At 34.4% G+C, this 17,104-nt stretch carries 18 protein-coding genes; 2 read left to right on the top strand and 16 right to left on the bottom strand.

All coding sequences use genetic code 11. The features are described 5' to 3' along the window. Nucleotides 1-72: 72 nt before the first annotated feature. Nucleotides 73-996 carry an EamA family transporter gene (locus tag QY331_10325; protein WKZ68348.1) on the top strand — a complete coding sequence of 308 codons (924 nt, stop codon included), beginning with the start codon at nucleotides 73-75 and terminating at the stop codon, nucleotides 994-996. Here QY331_10325 and QY331_10330 read toward each other — a convergent pair. From QY331_10330 to QY331_10395, 14 genes are all read right to left on the bottom strand, one after another. Beyond that, the gene (locus QY331_10330) at nucleotides 986-1,717 is read right to left on the bottom strand and encodes a transporter (protein ID WKZ68349.1); all 732 of its coding nucleotides are present in this window, start codon (nucleotides 1,715-1,717) and stop codon (nucleotides 986-988) included. The two genes, QY331_10325 and QY331_10330, sit on opposite strands and share 11 nt — an antisense overlap. Beyond that, on the bottom strand, nucleotides 1,701-2,207 hold the full coding sequence (locus QY331_10335; GenBank protein ID WKZ68350.1) for a hypothetical protein: 507 nt from the start codon (nucleotides 2,205-2,207) through the stop codon (nucleotides 1,701-1,703). The genes QY331_10330 and QY331_10335 overlap by 17 nt, the downstream gene beginning before the upstream one ends. Then, a complete protein-coding gene (locus QY331_10340) occupies nucleotides 2,204-2,737 on the bottom strand; it encodes an FMN-binding protein (GenBank protein WKZ68351.1) in 534 nt (177 codons plus the stop codon). The genes QY331_10335 and QY331_10340 overlap by 4 nt, the downstream gene beginning before the upstream one ends. A gap of 11 nt (nucleotides 2,738-2,748) precedes the next feature. Next, nucleotides 2,749-3,813 (bottom strand): hypothetical protein, encoded by a 1,065-nt coding sequence (locus QY331_10345; protein ID WKZ68352.1) that lies wholly within the window; start codon nucleotides 3,811-3,813, stop codon nucleotides 2,749-2,751. A 109-nt stretch (nucleotides 3,814-3,922) separates the two neighbouring features. Beyond that, nucleotides 3,923-4,546 (bottom strand): NUDIX hydrolase, encoded by a 624-nt coding sequence (locus tag QY331_10350; GenBank protein ID WKZ68353.1) that lies wholly within the window; start codon nucleotides 4,544-4,546, stop codon nucleotides 3,923-3,925. A 3-nt stretch (nucleotides 4,547-4,549) separates the two neighbouring features. Further along, nucleotides 4,550-4,948 carry a peptide-methionine (R)-S-oxide reductase MsrB gene (msrB, locus tag QY331_10355; protein WKZ68354.1) on the bottom strand — a complete coding sequence of 133 codons (399 nt, stop codon included), beginning with the start codon at nucleotides 4,946-4,948 and terminating at the stop codon, nucleotides 4,550-4,552. A gap of 5 nt (nucleotides 4,949-4,953) precedes the next feature. Further along, the gene (locus QY331_10360) at nucleotides 4,954-5,976 is read right to left on the bottom strand and encodes an SPOR domain-containing protein (GenBank protein WKZ68355.1); all 1,023 of its coding nucleotides are present in this window, start codon (nucleotides 5,974-5,976) and stop codon (nucleotides 4,954-4,956) included. A 59-nt stretch (nucleotides 5,977-6,035) separates the two neighbouring features. Continuing rightward, the gene (locus QY331_10365; GenBank protein WKZ68356.1) at nucleotides 6,036-7,595 is read right to left on the bottom strand and encodes an FAD-dependent oxidoreductase; all 1,560 of its coding nucleotides are present in this window, start codon (nucleotides 7,593-7,595) and stop codon (nucleotides 6,036-6,038) included. A gap of 52 nt (nucleotides 7,596-7,647) precedes the next feature. Then, the gene (locus tag QY331_10370; protein WKZ68357.1) at nucleotides 7,648-8,439 is read right to left on the bottom strand and encodes an SDR family oxidoreductase; all 792 of its coding nucleotides are present in this window, start codon (nucleotides 8,437-8,439) and stop codon (nucleotides 7,648-7,650) included. 5 nt (nucleotides 8,440-8,444) lie between these two features. Then, the gene (locus QY331_10375; GenBank protein WKZ68358.1) at nucleotides 8,445-9,041 is read right to left on the bottom strand and encodes a MarC family protein; all 597 of its coding nucleotides are present in this window, start codon (nucleotides 9,039-9,041) and stop codon (nucleotides 8,445-8,447) included. A gap of 85 nt (nucleotides 9,042-9,126) precedes the next feature. Next, nucleotides 9,127-10,356 carry an acetate kinase gene (locus tag QY331_10380; protein ID WKZ68359.1) on the bottom strand — a complete coding sequence of 410 codons (1,230 nt, stop codon included), beginning with the start codon at nucleotides 10,354-10,356 and terminating at the stop codon, nucleotides 9,127-9,129. Between the two features lie 18 nt (nucleotides 10,357-10,374). After that, a complete protein-coding gene (locus QY331_10385; GenBank protein ID WKZ68360.1) occupies nucleotides 10,375-11,310 on the bottom strand; it encodes a 3-hydroxyacyl-CoA dehydrogenase NAD-binding domain-containing protein in 936 nt (311 codons plus the stop codon). Nucleotides 11,311-11,421: 111 nt separating this feature from the next. Then, entirely contained in the window at nucleotides 11,422-12,243 is an 822-nt protein-coding gene (locus QY331_10390; protein ID WKZ68361.1) for an ABC transporter permease subunit, read from the bottom strand. Next, nucleotides 12,236-13,180, bottom strand: a complete 945-nt coding sequence (locus QY331_10395; protein ID WKZ68362.1) for an ABC transporter ATP-binding protein — start codon at nucleotides 13,178-13,180, stop codon at nucleotides 12,236-12,238. Before QY331_10395 ends, QY331_10390 begins: the two co-directional genes overlap by 8 nt. Nucleotides 13,181-13,251: 71 nt before the next feature. On the opposite strand from QY331_10395, the gene QY331_10400 reads away from it, so the two are divergent. Then, the gene (locus tag QY331_10400) at nucleotides 13,252-15,840 is read left to right on the top strand and encodes a RecQ family ATP-dependent DNA helicase (GenBank protein WKZ68363.1); all 2,589 of its coding nucleotides are present in this window, start codon (nucleotides 13,252-13,254) and stop codon (nucleotides 15,838-15,840) included. Here QY331_10400 and QY331_10405 read toward each other — a convergent pair. Next, on the bottom strand, nucleotides 15,797-16,144 hold the full coding sequence (locus QY331_10405) for a hypothetical protein (protein ID WKZ68364.1): 348 nt from the start codon (nucleotides 16,142-16,144) through the stop codon (nucleotides 15,797-15,799). The genes QY331_10400 and QY331_10405 overlap by 44 nt on opposite strands. After that, nucleotides 16,122-17,060 carry a rhomboid family intramembrane serine protease gene (locus tag QY331_10410; GenBank protein WKZ68365.1) on the bottom strand — a complete coding sequence of 313 codons (939 nt, stop codon included), beginning with the start codon at nucleotides 17,058-17,060 and terminating at the stop codon, nucleotides 16,122-16,124. Before QY331_10410 ends, QY331_10405 begins: the two co-directional genes overlap by 23 nt. Nucleotides 17,061-17,104: the final 44 nt, after the last annotated feature.

The following is a 17,104-nucleotide window of genomic DNA, read 5'->3' on the forward strand; positions in this document are numbered from 1 at the left end:
TGTAATTTTTCACACCAATTTTTATTTAGTTATATTTGCTGATTCAAAATCGAATGTGAAGAAAGGATTAAGATGAGCAGGTTTGCTCCGGTATTTATTATTGTTGCTGCAAGTCTTTGGGGTATTGATGGTATTGTATTAAGACCGACGTTGTATTCATTACCGGTCGGACTTGTTGTTTTTATCGAGAGTTCTATTGTAGCAATTCTACTTTCCCCCATTTTTCTAAAGCAGTACGGGAAATTAAAATCACTAACCTTGGCCGATTGGGGTTCATTCGTGGGTGTTGCACTTTTCGGCGGTGCAATAGGAACGATGGCAATTACCAAAGCTTTGTTCTATGTAGATTTTGTGAACCTATCTATAGTTATACTTATACAAAAACTTCAACCGGTTTTTGCTCTGATATTAGCCGGACTAATTTTAAAAGAAAGGCTACCTCGAATATTTTTTCTGTGGGCTGCAATCGCTATAAGCGGTACATATTTGATGACTTTTGGTTTTAAGATGCCAATTCAAGTCAACGAAGGTAATACCGCAATGGCTGCGATGTATTCTATAATTGCAGCTTTAAGCTTCGCTTCTTCTACAGTATTTAGTAAACGTGCTTTAAGAAATGTTGGATTTGAACTAGGTACCTATCTCAGATTTGCGATTTCATCTATTATAATGTTAATAATTGTATTACCACTGGGTCAACTACCTCAAATTGCTGAAGTTACAACAGATCAATTTTTGATTTTCTTATTAATTGCTTTTACAACAGGCGGTGCTGCGATATTTCTTTATTATTATGGTTTGAAAATTGTGACTGCTTCGGTTGCAACAATTTGTGAAATGGCCTTCCCGTTGACGGCGGTTATACTTGAATATTTATTGCGAGATAATATTCTTGATCCGGTGCAATGGATTGGCGTGGCGATTCTACTTTATAGTATTTTCAAGGTAACAAGAATGAGTCAGGAAAGAATTAAAGGAAGTTCAATTAAAAAGTAATTGTTATACCTCCGGTTAAACCAAGATGCTGATCAACGCTGTGTATTCCCTTTAGTATGCCCATGCTTACCACAAGATTTTCTTCGAGTAAATAAGACGCCCCTAAACTGATAAACTTCGGTGGTTCTATATAATCCGGGCAACAACTTCTAGCTATTCCAAATTCAAATAATCCGGAAAATCTTTCAGAAAATAATTTCTCCAAAGCGATTGAATACTCCCACAAATTTTCATTTTCGTTTACAACATTATTATTTCTATGATAACCGAGTTGGGTATGGATGTGAAATTTTTCCCATTCTTTTGTAAGGAGAATCATCATTCCGAAGTTTAGTTTTCCTTTACCGAATCCCTTTGCTTCGTCTCCGGAGGGTATACTAATAAATGGTTTTATTCCGAAACGAACATCTTCCGTAAAAATCATTTGTTTGAGTTCTATCAGGATGTCGTTAAAACTGCTAAAGTTATTTCTATCATCCCAATATTTGTGATATGAAAAGCCAACAAGAATATCTGTACTGCTCGTAATTCCATAGCCAAAACTGATAGGTAAAGATATTTCTGAGTTATCTGAATAATTGAAAAATTCGGATACAATTTCTATTTCGAATGAATTTATTCCTAAAGAAAAGCCGTCTTCTGTTCTGAGAGGATGTCCCGCATTAGAGACTAAAGTGATGAACAATAGTGAAATAAATATTTGATCAAGATAACCTTTCATATTTTTTGCTCAATAATTCTGTTAAAGAAAAATAGACCATTACATAAAACGATATATATAAAAGTAACGCGGAAATTATTGTGAGATAGACGAACGCAGGATGAACAAATCTGATCAACCAAATAGATCCGAATGAAGTTATTATTGAGACAAATGGTTCTATTAGCAAAAAAGTTTTCCAAAAACCTTTTACTCGGCTGTTAAAATAAAATATCAATCCAACCGATCCGAATATAAATGAAAATCCAAGTATGTGATTATGAGTTGTAACTAACAATTCACTAATTGGACGAGGATAATTTTCCGGGATGGTAAATTCATCGCCATCTTGAACTTCATCACCTCTAAATCTTTCAACGGTTCCAGAAGGTGTTAAGTCGGTGGTATGTCTTACAAAATACAATCCGAGTGTTAATCCGATTGTAACGACAATTAAATATGAGATCAAGAATTTTTTTAACAGTGGTTCAAAATTTCTTAAAGTTATCATTTTATCCTATCCGTGATCTTTGGTAAAAGCAATGCCAATTTTCTAACGCCTTTACTTACCGAATGAACCGAAATAGTTGCCCCACTTATCGCACTTATATCACTTCCTACATTATAATTTGAATTACCATTTTTACCTTTGAATTGAGCATTCCAAGATTCGTTTCCGACAGCACCTCCATAAGGTTCACGGTATTTAACAATAGAACTGTTTGCTATTTTTAGTTCTTTATCGAAGATGACCAGAAATGTTATCGGCATAGATTTTCCGTAAACATTATCAAGCAAGGCATAACCTTTTAAATTATTACCTTGCTTAATCTTCCAGATATAAATTTCGTCGGCAAAGAACTTTTGCTTTACCTCGTTTTCAATCGAAGATTTCAAATCAGCCGGGATGTGGAACTTTATCATCTCGTATTCCACATCCCCACCAAATAATTTTTCAATTGATTCTTCGGTATGATTACGGATATCATTTGCAAAGGTTAGAATAACTATAAAGTTTAATAGTAATAATATTTTTATCATACCAAATCTCATTAGAACATGTATCCTACACCCAGATTAAACAAATCGACTTTTGCATCATCTAATTGTCTTGTTCTTTGACCGTAGTCAACTTTAAACACTACTTGTTCAATCGGTTTTACAGAAAAACCAACCATCCATTTTTTGAAATGATATTGTTCTTCAATGTTACCGCCTGTTGTTGTAGAGTTTGCGGTATTATAATCTGTATATCGTGCAAATGGAATTATTTGTGTTTCTATACCTAAGAAATCAGAAATATTATAACCGAGATCAAAATAATATCCGAATGAAGATTCAATAATTCCCGAATCATAATTGATATGTCCTATTTCAAAAGTGGCGTGTAAGTTATTTGCTATATATTGTGCATGTCCTTCAATTAAAGTAATTGCATTATAAGTTGAATCTCCTTTTGCTTTGTTATATGTGAACGATGCACCGACTTTGAGTCCTGGTAAACCGAGATAATCTAATCTTGCATTGTATAAAAGTTGCTCGGCATCCGCATTAAATCCTTTCAATCTGCCTCCGCGAATTCCAGACGATGCACTGAAACCGTCGGCATCTAATCCTTCCATAACGGAAATTTTGTAATCAAATCCTTCATAATTTCCATAAATAGCTAAACCGTTACCGAACCAAGTAGTAGGAATGATTCGACTATGATATTCCGGACGCTCGACACCAAAGAATAGTGGCGGCTCGTGGAATTCATTAATTAATCCCACTGAAGGCAAAATAACACCGGCTTGAAATCCGAACCAATCAGCGTGATGATAATTTACGTAAGCTTGTTCGAGTTCAAGTTCACCTTGTCCGTCTTGTACAAAATTATGTTCTAATTCGACCTCGGCTTTAAAGGACCATTTCTCAGACCAAGAATGGGAATAAAAAAGTACAAAACGATGAAAATCTAGTTTCTTACTAGTCTTGCCACCTTCAGGAGTTTCAACATTATAGTGTAACTCGCCATAGCCTCCAATTGTTGATTTTTGAGTGAAGAAATCAAAATCTTGTGCATTTAGTGAAACAATAAAAAGAAAAGTTAAAATATATTTGAAAATGGAACGCATAAATTGACCTCTGATTATTTTAAACAATGGTATTTTTATTTAGACCAAATATAAATAAGGAAATAAAATAATCCAAACAAAATTGTCTTTTTATGCAATTATTTTTTTGTTAATCAAAATCGGTGGGTCTATTCGGGTCCTTCAAATGCGCAATGATGTGATCAATGTGTTTAATATTTGTTCGATTTTCGGAAAGTTGAGGAAGTTCATTGATTGAGAAAAATTTTACCTCCGGAGTTTCAAAACTTGGAGTTGCTTCACCGTCAATTATTTTACAGAGATAAACAATTTTTACCGCATGGAATAATTCCAAGCCACCGGATTTTCTATTAGCATCATAAACGCCTAGTACTTTTATTATTGCAACATCAAATCCACTTTCCTCTTTAGCTTCACGAATTGCGGCTTGTGATGGAATATCACCGACATCAGCCCAACCGCCGGGCATTGCCCATTTGCCGTCACTTGCTTCTTTTACTAATAGTAATTTTTCTTCTTTAATAATTGCTGTTCTAACATCGACCTTAGGCGTTGCGTAACCTTTTTGATCTAAAAATATTTCTATAAGCTCTGTTTCATTTAGTTTTGAATGTTCCGAAATAATTTCTGCTGCAATTTTTTCTAACTTCCTGTTTCTCTCCACATCATATTCATTATGTGCAAATTCCAAACCGGTTTGGCTGATTGCTTGTATTCTTCGCGCCCAATCAAGCCACTTAATATTTTTAGTCATAGTTTACTTTGATTTATGAAATTTTAGAGAGGCTGAGTTGATGCAATATCTTAATCCGGTTGGTTTAGGACCATCCGGAAAAACATGACCAAGATGACCACCACATTTTGAGCAAGTCACTTCCGTTCTAGTCATTCCAAAAGCTTTATCTTCATGAAGCTCAACAACATTTTGATTAACCGGTTTCCAATAACTTGGCCAACCGCTGCCGGATTCATATTTAGTTTCAGAGCTGAATAATTCTTGTCCGCATCCAGCGCAGAGATAAATACCAGATTCTTCATTCTTGTAATACTCTCCGGTAAATGCTCGTTCAGTACCTTTTTGGCGAAGAATTCTAAATTGCTCGGGTGTTAATTCGTTTTGCCATTCAGCTTCGGATTTATTTAGTTTTTCTTTCATTGGGTTTACAAATTATTATTTCGTTTATAATTTTGAGCTTCTTCAAGTGTATCAAAATAACCGACTCTAACTCTGTACCATGTACCTCTTCCGGGAAGATCAACTTGCATTAAGAATGCCTCATGCCCGTCTTTTTGCTTATCTTCTACAAGTTTTTCTGCAATATTCTTTTCTCGCCATGATGATAATTGGATAACATATTTAATTCCATCACTCCAAATATTTCCTCTAACATTTGCATCCGAAGTTTCATCGTACTTTGTTTTTGATTTTGAAGGCTTTTTAGCATCCAAATTAATATTACTCAGATCGGATTTATTTGAAGGTGGGTTTACTGCTGGTTTCATCGATTCATTCATTTTTGTTTCTTCAAGTTTCTTTTCTCTTAATTCTCGATTTGCCGCAGCTAATGAATCACGTTTTTCTATTGTCTTCTTATTTGCTTCATCAATTAACGCTATATTTTGTTCGGGAGAAATTATAATCGGTCCGGATGGTTGAATTGTTGTATCGGAAGATGTGGGTTGACTTTGTGGAGCAGTTCTCTGATTCTCTTTTGAAAAATCTGTGTTCGCTAAGTATTCACTTGACTCTACTTCCAATTTTCCAGTTGTTTTATAAGTGAATGCTTTTTGATACAATGATTCAATAGAAGACCCCGGTTGAATAGGATATTCAAAGCTATCTTCGCCGCCTGTTATTCTTGGTGGTGCAGATTCGCCAATTATTCTGTTACTTTTATCATAATAAAGTGTTCCTATAACCGAATAAGTTTTCGTGACATTGTTAAACAGCAAATTGCTTTTAATCTGTAAAACTTCTTCAGTAAAAGGAGTAACTCGTTGTGGAGTTCTAAAAATTGAGAGTCCCCAAACCGATAGTTGATTATCATAAGTTTTAATTGCGGAAGTATCCAAATAGACTATTCTATCCTGCAGATCTTGAATGATAACCCACTTTTTAGCGGGAGATGTTTGTGCATATACTATCGAGAATAAAATTAAAAACGGTAATATTCTTCTTATCATTTTCTTCATCTCAAATGAATGATAATAAATGTACTTAAAAAAAAAGATATGAGAAAGTCTCAAGAGATCGCAACGTACTTTACAACTGCCTCAGCACAGCGCTCACCGTCTATCGCGGCTGATACTATTCCTCCGGCATAACCGGCTCCTTCACCGGAAGGAAATAATCCGTTCACTTCGGGATGCATTAAAGTATTAACTTCGCGAGGAATTCGAATCGGTGAGCTTGTTCGAGTTTCAGCAGCAAGTATTTGAGCTTCGTTTGTATAGTACCCTTTCATTTTTTTATCGAATTCAATCAAACTTTGTCTTATGCGATCGCCTATATTTCTGGGAAGAATATCATGCAACGGAGAACTAACTGTTCCGGGAATATATGAAGTATCCGGAAGAGAACTTGAGAATATTCCATTTACAAAATCAGTTATTCTTTGTGCAGGTGCACTTTGGGTTTTTCCACCGGAATTGTATGCTAAATTCTCGACATATTTTTGATATTCTAATCCGGCAAATATTCCATGCTCAGAAAAATCTTTCCAATCATTTTCATCAATCGAAACAACCAAGCCGGAATTTGCAAATGGTGAATCTCTTCTTGAGACGGACATCCCATTGAGAACTAATTCATTTTTATCGGTTGATGCCGGTATAATAATTCCGCCTGGACACATACAAAACGAGTAAACTCCCTTTCCATCAACTTGACAAGTTAAACTATAATTTGAGGCGGGTAAATTTTTGTGCCGAATTTTCATTTTATATTGAATTGAATCAATCAATTGTTGAGGGTGTTCAATTCTTACACCCATCGCAAATGATTTTGCTTCAAGTAAAATTTTTTTTTTATGAAGTAAATAATATATATCTCTCGCTGAATGTCCGGTTGCAATTATTACCGCATCACTTAAGATATCCTTTTCATTATTTACTATAACACCTTTTGTTTTACCGGCTTCGATTAATATATCGGTCACTTTCGAATCAAAATGAATTTCACCACCATTATTGATGATTGTTTCTCTTATTGCTTGAACAACCTTAGGTAATCTGTTAGATCCGATATGCGGATGTGCATCAATTAATATTTCATTCTGTGAACCGTGTTGAACCAGTAAGTTAAGAATTCGCTTTACATCACCCCGCTTAGTTGATCTAGTATAAAGTTTGCCATCACTGTAAGTGCCTGCACCGCCTTCTCCAAAACAATAATTTGAATCCGGATTAACTTCATGGAACTGTTGGATTGCTCGTAAATCTTTTCTTCTATCACGAACATTTTTACCTCTCTCAAAAATTACCGGTTTAATTCCGAGTTCAATTAATCTCAAAGCGGCAAAAAGTCCGGCCGGTCCGCTGCCAATAATAGCAACTGTTTTTTTTGAGTTTACGGGGATGAAATTTATAGGTTGAAAAATATCTTTAGGTTGTTCGTTTATATAAACTATTGATCTTAATTTGTATAAAGGAGTTTTACTTCTAGCGTCAATTGACTTTTTTACAATCTGCACTGTTGTAATTTCTGATGGATTTAGATGAAGTTTTTTGGCGGCGAGATTAGTTCTGTATGAATAATCTTCAATAAAATCCGGATGAATGGTGAGATCGATTTCTTTTTTCATTCTGTCCCCTATTTATGAGGAATAGTGAAAAATTATTATTTATTTATGAAAATTAGTACGTAGATTTAATTTGTCCGCCATCAACTTGAAGAGTAACCCCGGTGATGTAACCGGCTTTATCCGATGCAAGAAATGCGATTGCGGCTCCCATTTCTTCGGGCGTTCCTAATCTCTTTACTGGATTACTTTTCGCCATTTGGGCTAGAATCTCTTTTTGAGATACATTTTCCTTTTCTGCTCTTTTCACTGCAAGTTCATAGAGACGAGATGTTAAAATGAATCCCGGTGCAATATTATTAACAGTTATACCGAATTCACCATACTGTTGACTAATTGTTTTTGCAAAGGCTGTAACCGCACTTCTAAATGAATTTGATAATATTAAATTATCAACCGGCTGTTTAACCGAAAGTGAAGTCAAGTTTATTATTCTGCCCCATTTGTTCTTTTTCATTTCCGGCAGCACTAATTTTGTAAACTGCACTGTACTCATCAACACTTGATTATATGCATCATCCCAATTTGTAGAATTCAATTCATCAAAATAACCTGGTTTTGGACCACCGCAATTGTTTACTAGAATATCAATTGTGCCGAATTTATTTTTCACATTTTCGACAACATTATTAATATCCGATAATTTGTTGATATCACATACGATCCAAAATGGTTCTATTCCGGTCTGAATTTTTATATCGCCTGCCGCTTCGATCAAATTTTGTTCATTACTTGAACAAATAGCAACATTACAGCCTTCCTTAATTAATTCGATTGCGGCTGCTTTGCCGATTCCTTGACTGGCAGCAACTACTAAAGCCGTTTTATTTTTAATTCCTAAATCCATATTAACTAAAATCCTGTTATAACTTCACTAATGCCTTCGCGAATCATCATTATAGCATACGCAGATAAAAGCAAAGAAGCAATTTTCGCGAATGCTTTTGATCCTCCAACTCCTATAGCTTTTGTAATCCATTTTGCATTGATCAACACTAAAAGTACGATTAAGAAGTTTCCTGTCAAAGAAAGAACAGTTATTGTATAACCAAATTTATCTGCTAAAATTAATATAGTTGTTAAAGCAGCGGGTCCCATAATAAGCGGAATACCTAATGGAACAATTCCAATATGTTCGCCGGGTGATCTTCTTGTTTCGGAAGATGATAAAATATCATGAACACTAAGCACCAAAAGTATCAATCCACCAGCGATTCTAAAATCATTAATTGTGATTCCAAGAAATCTAAGTATTGCTTTTCCACTTACGAGGAACACGACAGCTACAATGAATGCAGTTAATAGTGCTTGAATGATCAACTGTTTTCTTTGATGACTTGACACATCATGAGTGTAACCCATGAACACAGGTGCTGTCCCGATAATATCCATTGCAACAAAGAGTGGTATGAACGCCAATAAAAAGTTATCTATACTAATGATTTCCATAAAAACTCCGTTCAAAATAAAATTAGGGGTTGCCTTAATTATCAAGACAACCCCCTTCTTCCATCACAAAATTAATTATTATTTTTTAATTAAACTTAACTTCTTGAGCTGATTTCTTCTGTGCAGTAACAATCTCTTCGGTATCCAGTGCAATAACTAACTCTTCATTTGTCGGGATTCTTAGAACTGCAGCTTTTGAATCACTGGTTGAAATGACCATCTCTCCTTTTACATTTTCATTCAGTTTATCGTCTAATTTGATACCGAGATAATCCATATTTTCACAAACATATTTTCTAACTTTTATAGAATTTTCGCCAATCCCACCGGTAAAGACTAACGCATCTAAGCCACCCATAGCAGCGGTATAAGCACCGACATACTTTTTAATTCTATATGTAAAAACTTCGAAGGCATTTTTTGCACGCTTTACATCTTGATCGACTGCATTTTCAATTTCTCTCATATCACTGCTTTCACCGCTTAAGCCAATAAGACCGCTGTGTTTATTCATTAGAGTGTTTGCTTCGGAAAGCGTTAATCCTTCTTTGCCCATGATATATAGAATGACCGAGGGATCCATATCACCGACTCTTGTTCCCATCAATAAACCTTCGAGCGGTGTAAATCCCATTGTTGTATCAATAGATTTACCTTGATCAATTGCAGCCATACTGCAGCCGTTACCAAGATGAGCTGTAATTATTTTTAATCTGTCATAAGGTTTATTCAAAATATCCGCTGCTCGTAATGCAACATATCTATGTGATGTCCCATGGAAACCATATCGACGAATTTTATATTTTTTATATAATTCATAAGGAATCCCATAGAGATAAGCTTTTGGAGGCATTTTAGAATGGAACGCCGTATCAAAAACTCCGCACTGAGGAGTATTAGGAAGATGTTTCTTGGCAGCTTCAATACCTTTTATGTTCGGAGGATTATGAAGCGGAGCAAGTTCAATATTTTCTTTCAAGGCATTCATTACACTATCTGTTATCAAAACTGAACCGGAGAATGTTTCACCACCATGAACAACTCTATGGCCAACTGCGTCAATTTCATTTTTGTCTTTTATAACACCATGATTTGGGCTAAGCAACACTGCAATTACATATTCAATCGCAATTGTGTGATCTAAGATTTCACCGACAATTCGAATCTTTTCTTTTCCATGTGGCTGATGCGTCAACACTGCACTGCTCATACCAATACGTTCTACCTGTCCTTTTGCTAAAGCAACTTTTTCAATTGTGTCAATAAACTGATACTTAATCGAGGAACTACCGCAATTCAAAACTAAGATTTTCATTTTTTCACCATGTTTGCATTAATTTAATTTTTTTCCGTCTTCATCATACTTAAAGAAACCTTCACCGGTTTTACGGCCAAGTTTTCTTTCTCGAACTAACTTGCGAATTATTGGACAAGGCCTGTAGCGAGGTTCACCGAGTGTTCCCCATAATTGTTCCATCCACATTAATACTTCGTCCAATCCCATGCTGTCTGCCATCTCAAGCGGACCGACTTTGAAATCGTATCCCAACTTCATAGCTGTATCTATATCGTTTGCGGATGCGACACCTTCCAATAAAATATACATTGCTTCATTTAGCAACGGTACAATTGCTCTTGTTGTTACAAAGCCGGGATATTCATAAACTTCAACAGGAGTTTTACCGATTTTAGCCGCAAAGCTTTTTGTTATTGCAACAGTTTTTTCTGAAGTTTCTAATGCTTTAACAACTTCAACTAAAGCAACTTTTGGAACCGGATTTAGAAAGTGCATACCAATAATCTTATCTTTACGATTTGTAACTTCAGCAATTTTGGTTAAACTAAGTGTTGATGTGTTTGATACAAGAATTGTATCAGGTTGTGCAAGTTCATCCATTTTGCTGAATAACAATCTCTTTAATTGGAAATTTTCATCAACTGCTTCAATTACCATATCGCAGTCAGCAATTTCGTTAATGTCAGTACTCCATTTAATTCTGCCGAGAATTGATTTCATTTCACTTTCAGTCATTGCCCAGCGAGCAATTTCTCTCTTCATTGATGTCCTTAAATCCTCTTGAGCCGATTCTAAATGATCAGCATCTTTCTCAATAATTAAGACATCAAGTCCGGCTGCCGAAACTGTTTGGGCAATACCTTGTCCCATTAATCCTGCACCAATAATAGCCACATATTCAATTCTATCTTCCTCTTCAATTTTCTGAACGTCACCAAGAAGATCCTCTAATTTTAGTTTGTCATCTGCCATTGAATTTTCCTTTTCTTCTATAAAAGACAAAATGTTTGAATAAAATAATCTAAAAGAAGTGGCAAAATCTATGCCACGTAAATTATTCTATTAAACTACTTTAGAGTAATTTTAATAATCTTTTTTACTAAAAATAATAATGCTGAGTGCAATACTGAGAATGAGAAATACTGCCGATGTAAATATAGGTTGGAAATCATAAATGCTTCCGCCGACGGCTATGTCACTTGTTATTGAACCTAACTCCGATGTTTTAGGGACGATGTAATAAAGTCCCTCAAGAATAATTTCTAGAACTTTACTGTCCGCAAGCATCATGATTTGATCGCGAATACTAAGAATTGGAGAAAGTATGAAGAAGATAATATAAGACAACATCATAGCTAAAATTGAGCTTTGAGATAAAATCCCAATAAGAATTATAAGTGAATAGAGAACAGCAAAGGCAAATGTTATGGTGACTATTGTTAATAAAAATGAAAGATGCCAGATTCCGAATTTCAATCCGATCAAAAACCAAATCCCAATCACTAAATATGCAATGTTAAGTAAAACGACAAGTGTTCCTCCTAAGAACTTGCCGAAAATAATTTGTGATCTGGAGATAGGTTTAGAAAGTATTACATCAATATTTCCCTTTTCTAACATATTAGGTATAAATGACGAAGCCGAAAAAATTGAAAGAAATAAACCACCACCAAAAAGAGGGATGACTATAAATAGTTTTATTCCACCGACTACCTCCTCTAATACTCCGAGGTCCTTTCCTGTATCCATTTGAATTGAGCCGGATAAATCTTCTAATCCAACCGCAGCAAATGTTATGATAAATAAAACAAGTACGAGTGTTGAAACGCCTGCAAACATTATAAATATTTTGCGAGCAAAAGCTTCTCTAATAGTCTGTTTTGTAATTTCAAGTATATTATACATTTTCTTTCTGCTTATCCGATTCATTAATTAGTGAAATGAACATATCTTCGAGACTCATTTTTACAGGAATGATTCCTTTAATTATTTGGTTTTTCTCCCTTAACTTATCGATGACCGAATTTAATTCTGATTCATTTAATACTTTTACTTCAAAACCATTAGGAGAGGTTTGAGTAACGGAGAACTCAGTCAAATTATTATTTAGCCAATCACTTTCAACTTCAGCAGCAAGCTTGATTGAGTACGTTTCCTTATTAGTTGTAAGATCCTCAACGGTTCCTTCTTTTATTAATTCCCCCTTGTTAAGAATTGCAACACGATCACTAATAAGTTCAACTTCAGAAAGTAAGTGACTATTAATAAATATTGTTTTGCCTTGATTTTTCAGACCAAGCAAAATATCTCGTATCTCTTTTCTTCCAATCGGATCAACGCCATCAGTTGGTTCATCAAGAAAAATTAAATCAGGATCATTAATTAATGCTTGAGCTAAACCGAGTCTTTGCATCATACCTTTGGAGTACTTTTTAACTTTTGTCTTACGCCATTTTTCCATCTTTACCAAATTGAGCAAATCATCTGTTCGAGACTTAATCTCGTCATCTTTACAACCCGTAAGTCTCGCTACAGATTTTAAAACATCTTCTCCATTTAAATAAGGCGGGAATTTATGATTCTCGGGTAAATAACCAACACGATTTCTGATTTCATAATTTGCAATATTCTGTCCAAGTATCTTGGCACTTCCTAGCGTTGGGTAAACAATTCCAAGCAAGATTTTGACCAGTGTAGTTTTCCCGGCACCATTTGGGCCAAGCAATCCGAATACCGTTCCTTCAGTGACACTTAAATTGAAATCTTTAAGTGCAGTAACACTTCTCTTTTTTGAACTTGATTCGTATATTTTTGTAAGATTTGAAACTTCGACAGTAATCATTAATCGTGTTATTGTTATTTTAAGTTCATTAATTATATGTTTTCTTTTACACTTTACCAAATAAGTTTGTAATGACAATTAATCAGACGCTTGAAAAATATTTTGGTTACAAAACTTTTCGTCCGGGGCAAGAAGAAATAATAAACTCCATTCTTGCCGGTAAAAATGTATTAGGAATTCTGCCAACGGGTGCGGGTAAATCACTATGTTATCAAATTCCGGCTTTAACTTCCGATAATTTTTCAATTGTAATTTCTCCATTAATTGCCTTAATGAAAGATCAAGTAGATTCTCTTAATAATATCGAGAAAACCGCCGCGTTTATAAATAGTTCATTAGACTATATAGAAATTGAAAATGTATTCAATGAATTATCCCAAGGTATAATAAAACTCCTTTATCTCTCTCCAGAAAAACTAGAAAACCAAATTTTTACCGAGCGATTAAAAAAGCTGAATCCAAAATTTCTATTTATTGATGAAGCACATTGCATAAGTGAATGGGGACATAATTTCCGCCCAAGTTATAGACGAATAAAAGATTTCAAAAAATTTATTGATTTCGAAAATGTCGCGGCATTTACCGCAACAGCAACTCCCGAAGTTCGTCAAGACATAATTGATCAACTAGAACTTGTCAAACCAAAATTATACGTAAAAGGTTTTGAGCGCAGTAATCTTGAACTAAATGTCATAAAAGGAAAAGAAAAAAGAGAGTGGTTGTTAAAAATATTATCAAAGAAATCCACTCCGGCAATCATCTATACAGCAACAAGAAAGCAAACGGAATCAGTGTCCGAATTTTTAAGAAGTAATGGAATTAACTCACATCATTATCATGCCGGTTTAGCTAATGAAGTTAGACGTATGATTCAAGATGATTTCATAAACGATAGACTTCCCGTAATTGTGGCGACCAATGCATTCGGAATGGGAATTGATAAAAAAGATATTCGAACAATAATTCATTACAATATTCCATCCAGCATTGAAAATTATTATCAAGAAATAGGCAGAGCCGGAAGAGACGGGAAACCATCCAAAATATTCTTATTGTACGATGAAAAAGATAAACAGATTCATCACTTCTTGATAAATTCTTCCTACCCTGATCGTGACCAAATAGAAACTGTTTATCAAACCATCTGTGATTATGGACGAATTGCACTTGGAAGTGTCTCTGATAAACCAATTGGCATTGACGAAAAACTAGTTACTTCGCTAAAACTAAAAGATATTAATATTTCCTTAACGAACTCAGCAATTAAAATTTTAGAAGAAGCAAATTATCTAAAATTTGAAAGCGGTTATAATAAAGGATACTTTTTTAGATTTCTTATTACCCCCGAACAGCTTAAAAAACACTCTTCACATTTAAGCGATGAAATTCAACTTGATTTAGTCTTGGTTTTGTTACGCGAGTTTGGAAGTTCTTCTTTTGACAAATCATCAAGAATAGATTTAGAAAAAATATCGCAATCGTTGGGTGTTTATAAAAGTGAAGTAATTAAAGAACTTGAAAATCTTGATGCGAGAGGATTGATCGATTTTGAAAAGCCAAATTTAAATCCGGCTGTAATAGTTAACTCCCCGCGTGTTAAGAAAGAGAACCTACAATTAAACCTAATCAATTTGCTGCGTCAAAAATCTCATGCGGAAAAACGTCTTGAGGATATGGTCAATTATGCTTTCGCGAAGGAATGCAGGTTCCGAACAATCATAAAGTATTTCGGTGAAGAAGCCAACAATTATAAATGTGGTAAATGTGATGTATGCACAAATACTGAAGAAAATTCATCTATCAATGATTTTATCGAAGAGAAAATTATTGAGCTTTTATCTGAAATTAAAGACGGAATAAATATCAAGAGCTTAGTAGATATTCTAAAGGGTAATTCCCAAGATGCTGAGTTTTTACTTGTCGAAGCATTTGCAAGTTGTTCGCATTTTTCTTCGTTGCAAATTAAATCAGCAATTAAAGATCTAGAACAAGTTGGTCAGATCAGAAAGGATGACCAGAATAAATATCATCTTTTTGATGTTGAATTAGGAATAGAACTTGAGCAACATAATTCAATGCAATCAGATTACGAACCATATTTAAAATTATTTAACGCTCTCCGAGCTATTAGGAAAGAAGTTTCTGAGAAATTTGGACAACCAATAAATATTGTTTGTCCGGACGAAGTTTTAAAAGTAATAGCAGTTAAAAGACCAATGTCGGCATCCGAACTTTTATCAATAAAAGGTTTCAACCAGAGAATGTATAACAAAATGGGTGAAGAAATTTTAGCTGTCATAAAACATAGAAATACTGAAGATTCTGAAAGCAATTTACTCAATGAAAATAAAGTACCGGACAATATAAAACAGATTTTTGATTTAGTTAAAAAACGATATTCTTTGAAAGATATTTCATCTCTAACAAAACTTCCCGAAGCGGTTGTTTCAATGCAAGTTGAATCACTAATAAGTTTATTCCCCGATTTAATTATTAACTCTCTAGTTGATCATAAAAAAAGTATTAAAATTAGAGATGCAATCCAAAGTGGAATCACTAATCTAAAAGAATTAAAATCTTCTTTAGGGAGCAGCATTAGTTATGCGGAAATAAGAATTATTTTAGCGAAGGAATTACTTGCTGATTCGAAACGGTTTTAAGAGAATCCAAATAAACTCTTACTTCTTTGAAAAATTCATCCCAGTAAATTGCACTCATTTCAGAATTATTAATTGCTTTTTCATACTCATCAGATGATATATTGTACTTTTCAAAGATCGCTAATTTTGCAAGTTTAAGAGAATCCGGTGAATGAGAATATCTTTCCTGAGCAATTGTGTTTTCGACAAATATCTTTACCAAAGTACTCCTCTCAACTGTTTGTTCTTCACCGCAGCTCAGAAATATAATCGAGAAGAGTATTCCGATAGTTACAATTAAACTATTCTTTCTTGCTAGCTTCAAAGAGAATTCTTTTTTCTTTTTCAGTTAAATTTTGATAACCGCTTTTACTAATTTTATCTAATATTTCATCAATAACTTCTTGTGAAACTTCTTGCTCTTTTTTCGAATTGATTTCATAAAACTCGGCGTCCTCAATCGTACCAGTTCTGAAACCTCGTTTTGGTTTTCTAAAACTAGTCGATGAATCTTTACTTGGTGAAGTGAAAATATCTTTCACTTTTCTATACATACCGTCAATATCAAAGTTCTTTCTTCTATCGAGAAGAATAAAAACAAATCCAAAAAATGCACCGCCAAGATGTGCAAGATGCGCCACATAGTTATCACTACCAACCGACATAAACTCGATCACGATATAAAAAGCAATCAAATATTTAGCCTTAACCGGCATCGGCGGGAATAATAGAAAAACATATCGATCCGGAAACAACATACCAAACGCGATTAAAACTCCATACACAGCACCGGAAGCTCCGATTGTTGGTGCACTTATACTATCAAAAATTGGCGAAGCAAAAATATGAAGTAACCCTGCCCCAACTCCACACATTAAATAGTAAAATAAAAACTTCCTTGAACCAAATAAGTTTTCTAATTCAACTCCGAATATCCACAATGCGAACATGTTGAAAAAAAGATGCATAAAACCGCCATGCAGAAATTGGTATGTAAACAATTGCCAAATTTGGAAGTTATATGGTTGTCCTGCTTGATCAAGCCCGGTTAAAGGATTCAAGGCAAAATATTTATTTATGAAATACCAACCGGGAATTCCACCAAAACTTATGTTATCAAAAATCATTTGCAGAAAGAAAACTGCAATATTAATTACCAAGAGATTTTTAATAATCGGCGGAAAGAAAGAAAATCCCCCAAATCCGGATGGTCTAAAATAATCACGATCGTATTGAGACATTAATCAGTACCTTTAATGATTGTTCTTAAGATAATTACAATTGC

The organism is Melioribacteraceae bacterium (assembly GCA_030584085.1).
GTDB lineage: Bacteria > Bacteroidota > Ignavibacteria > Ignavibacteriales > Melioribacteraceae > SURF-28.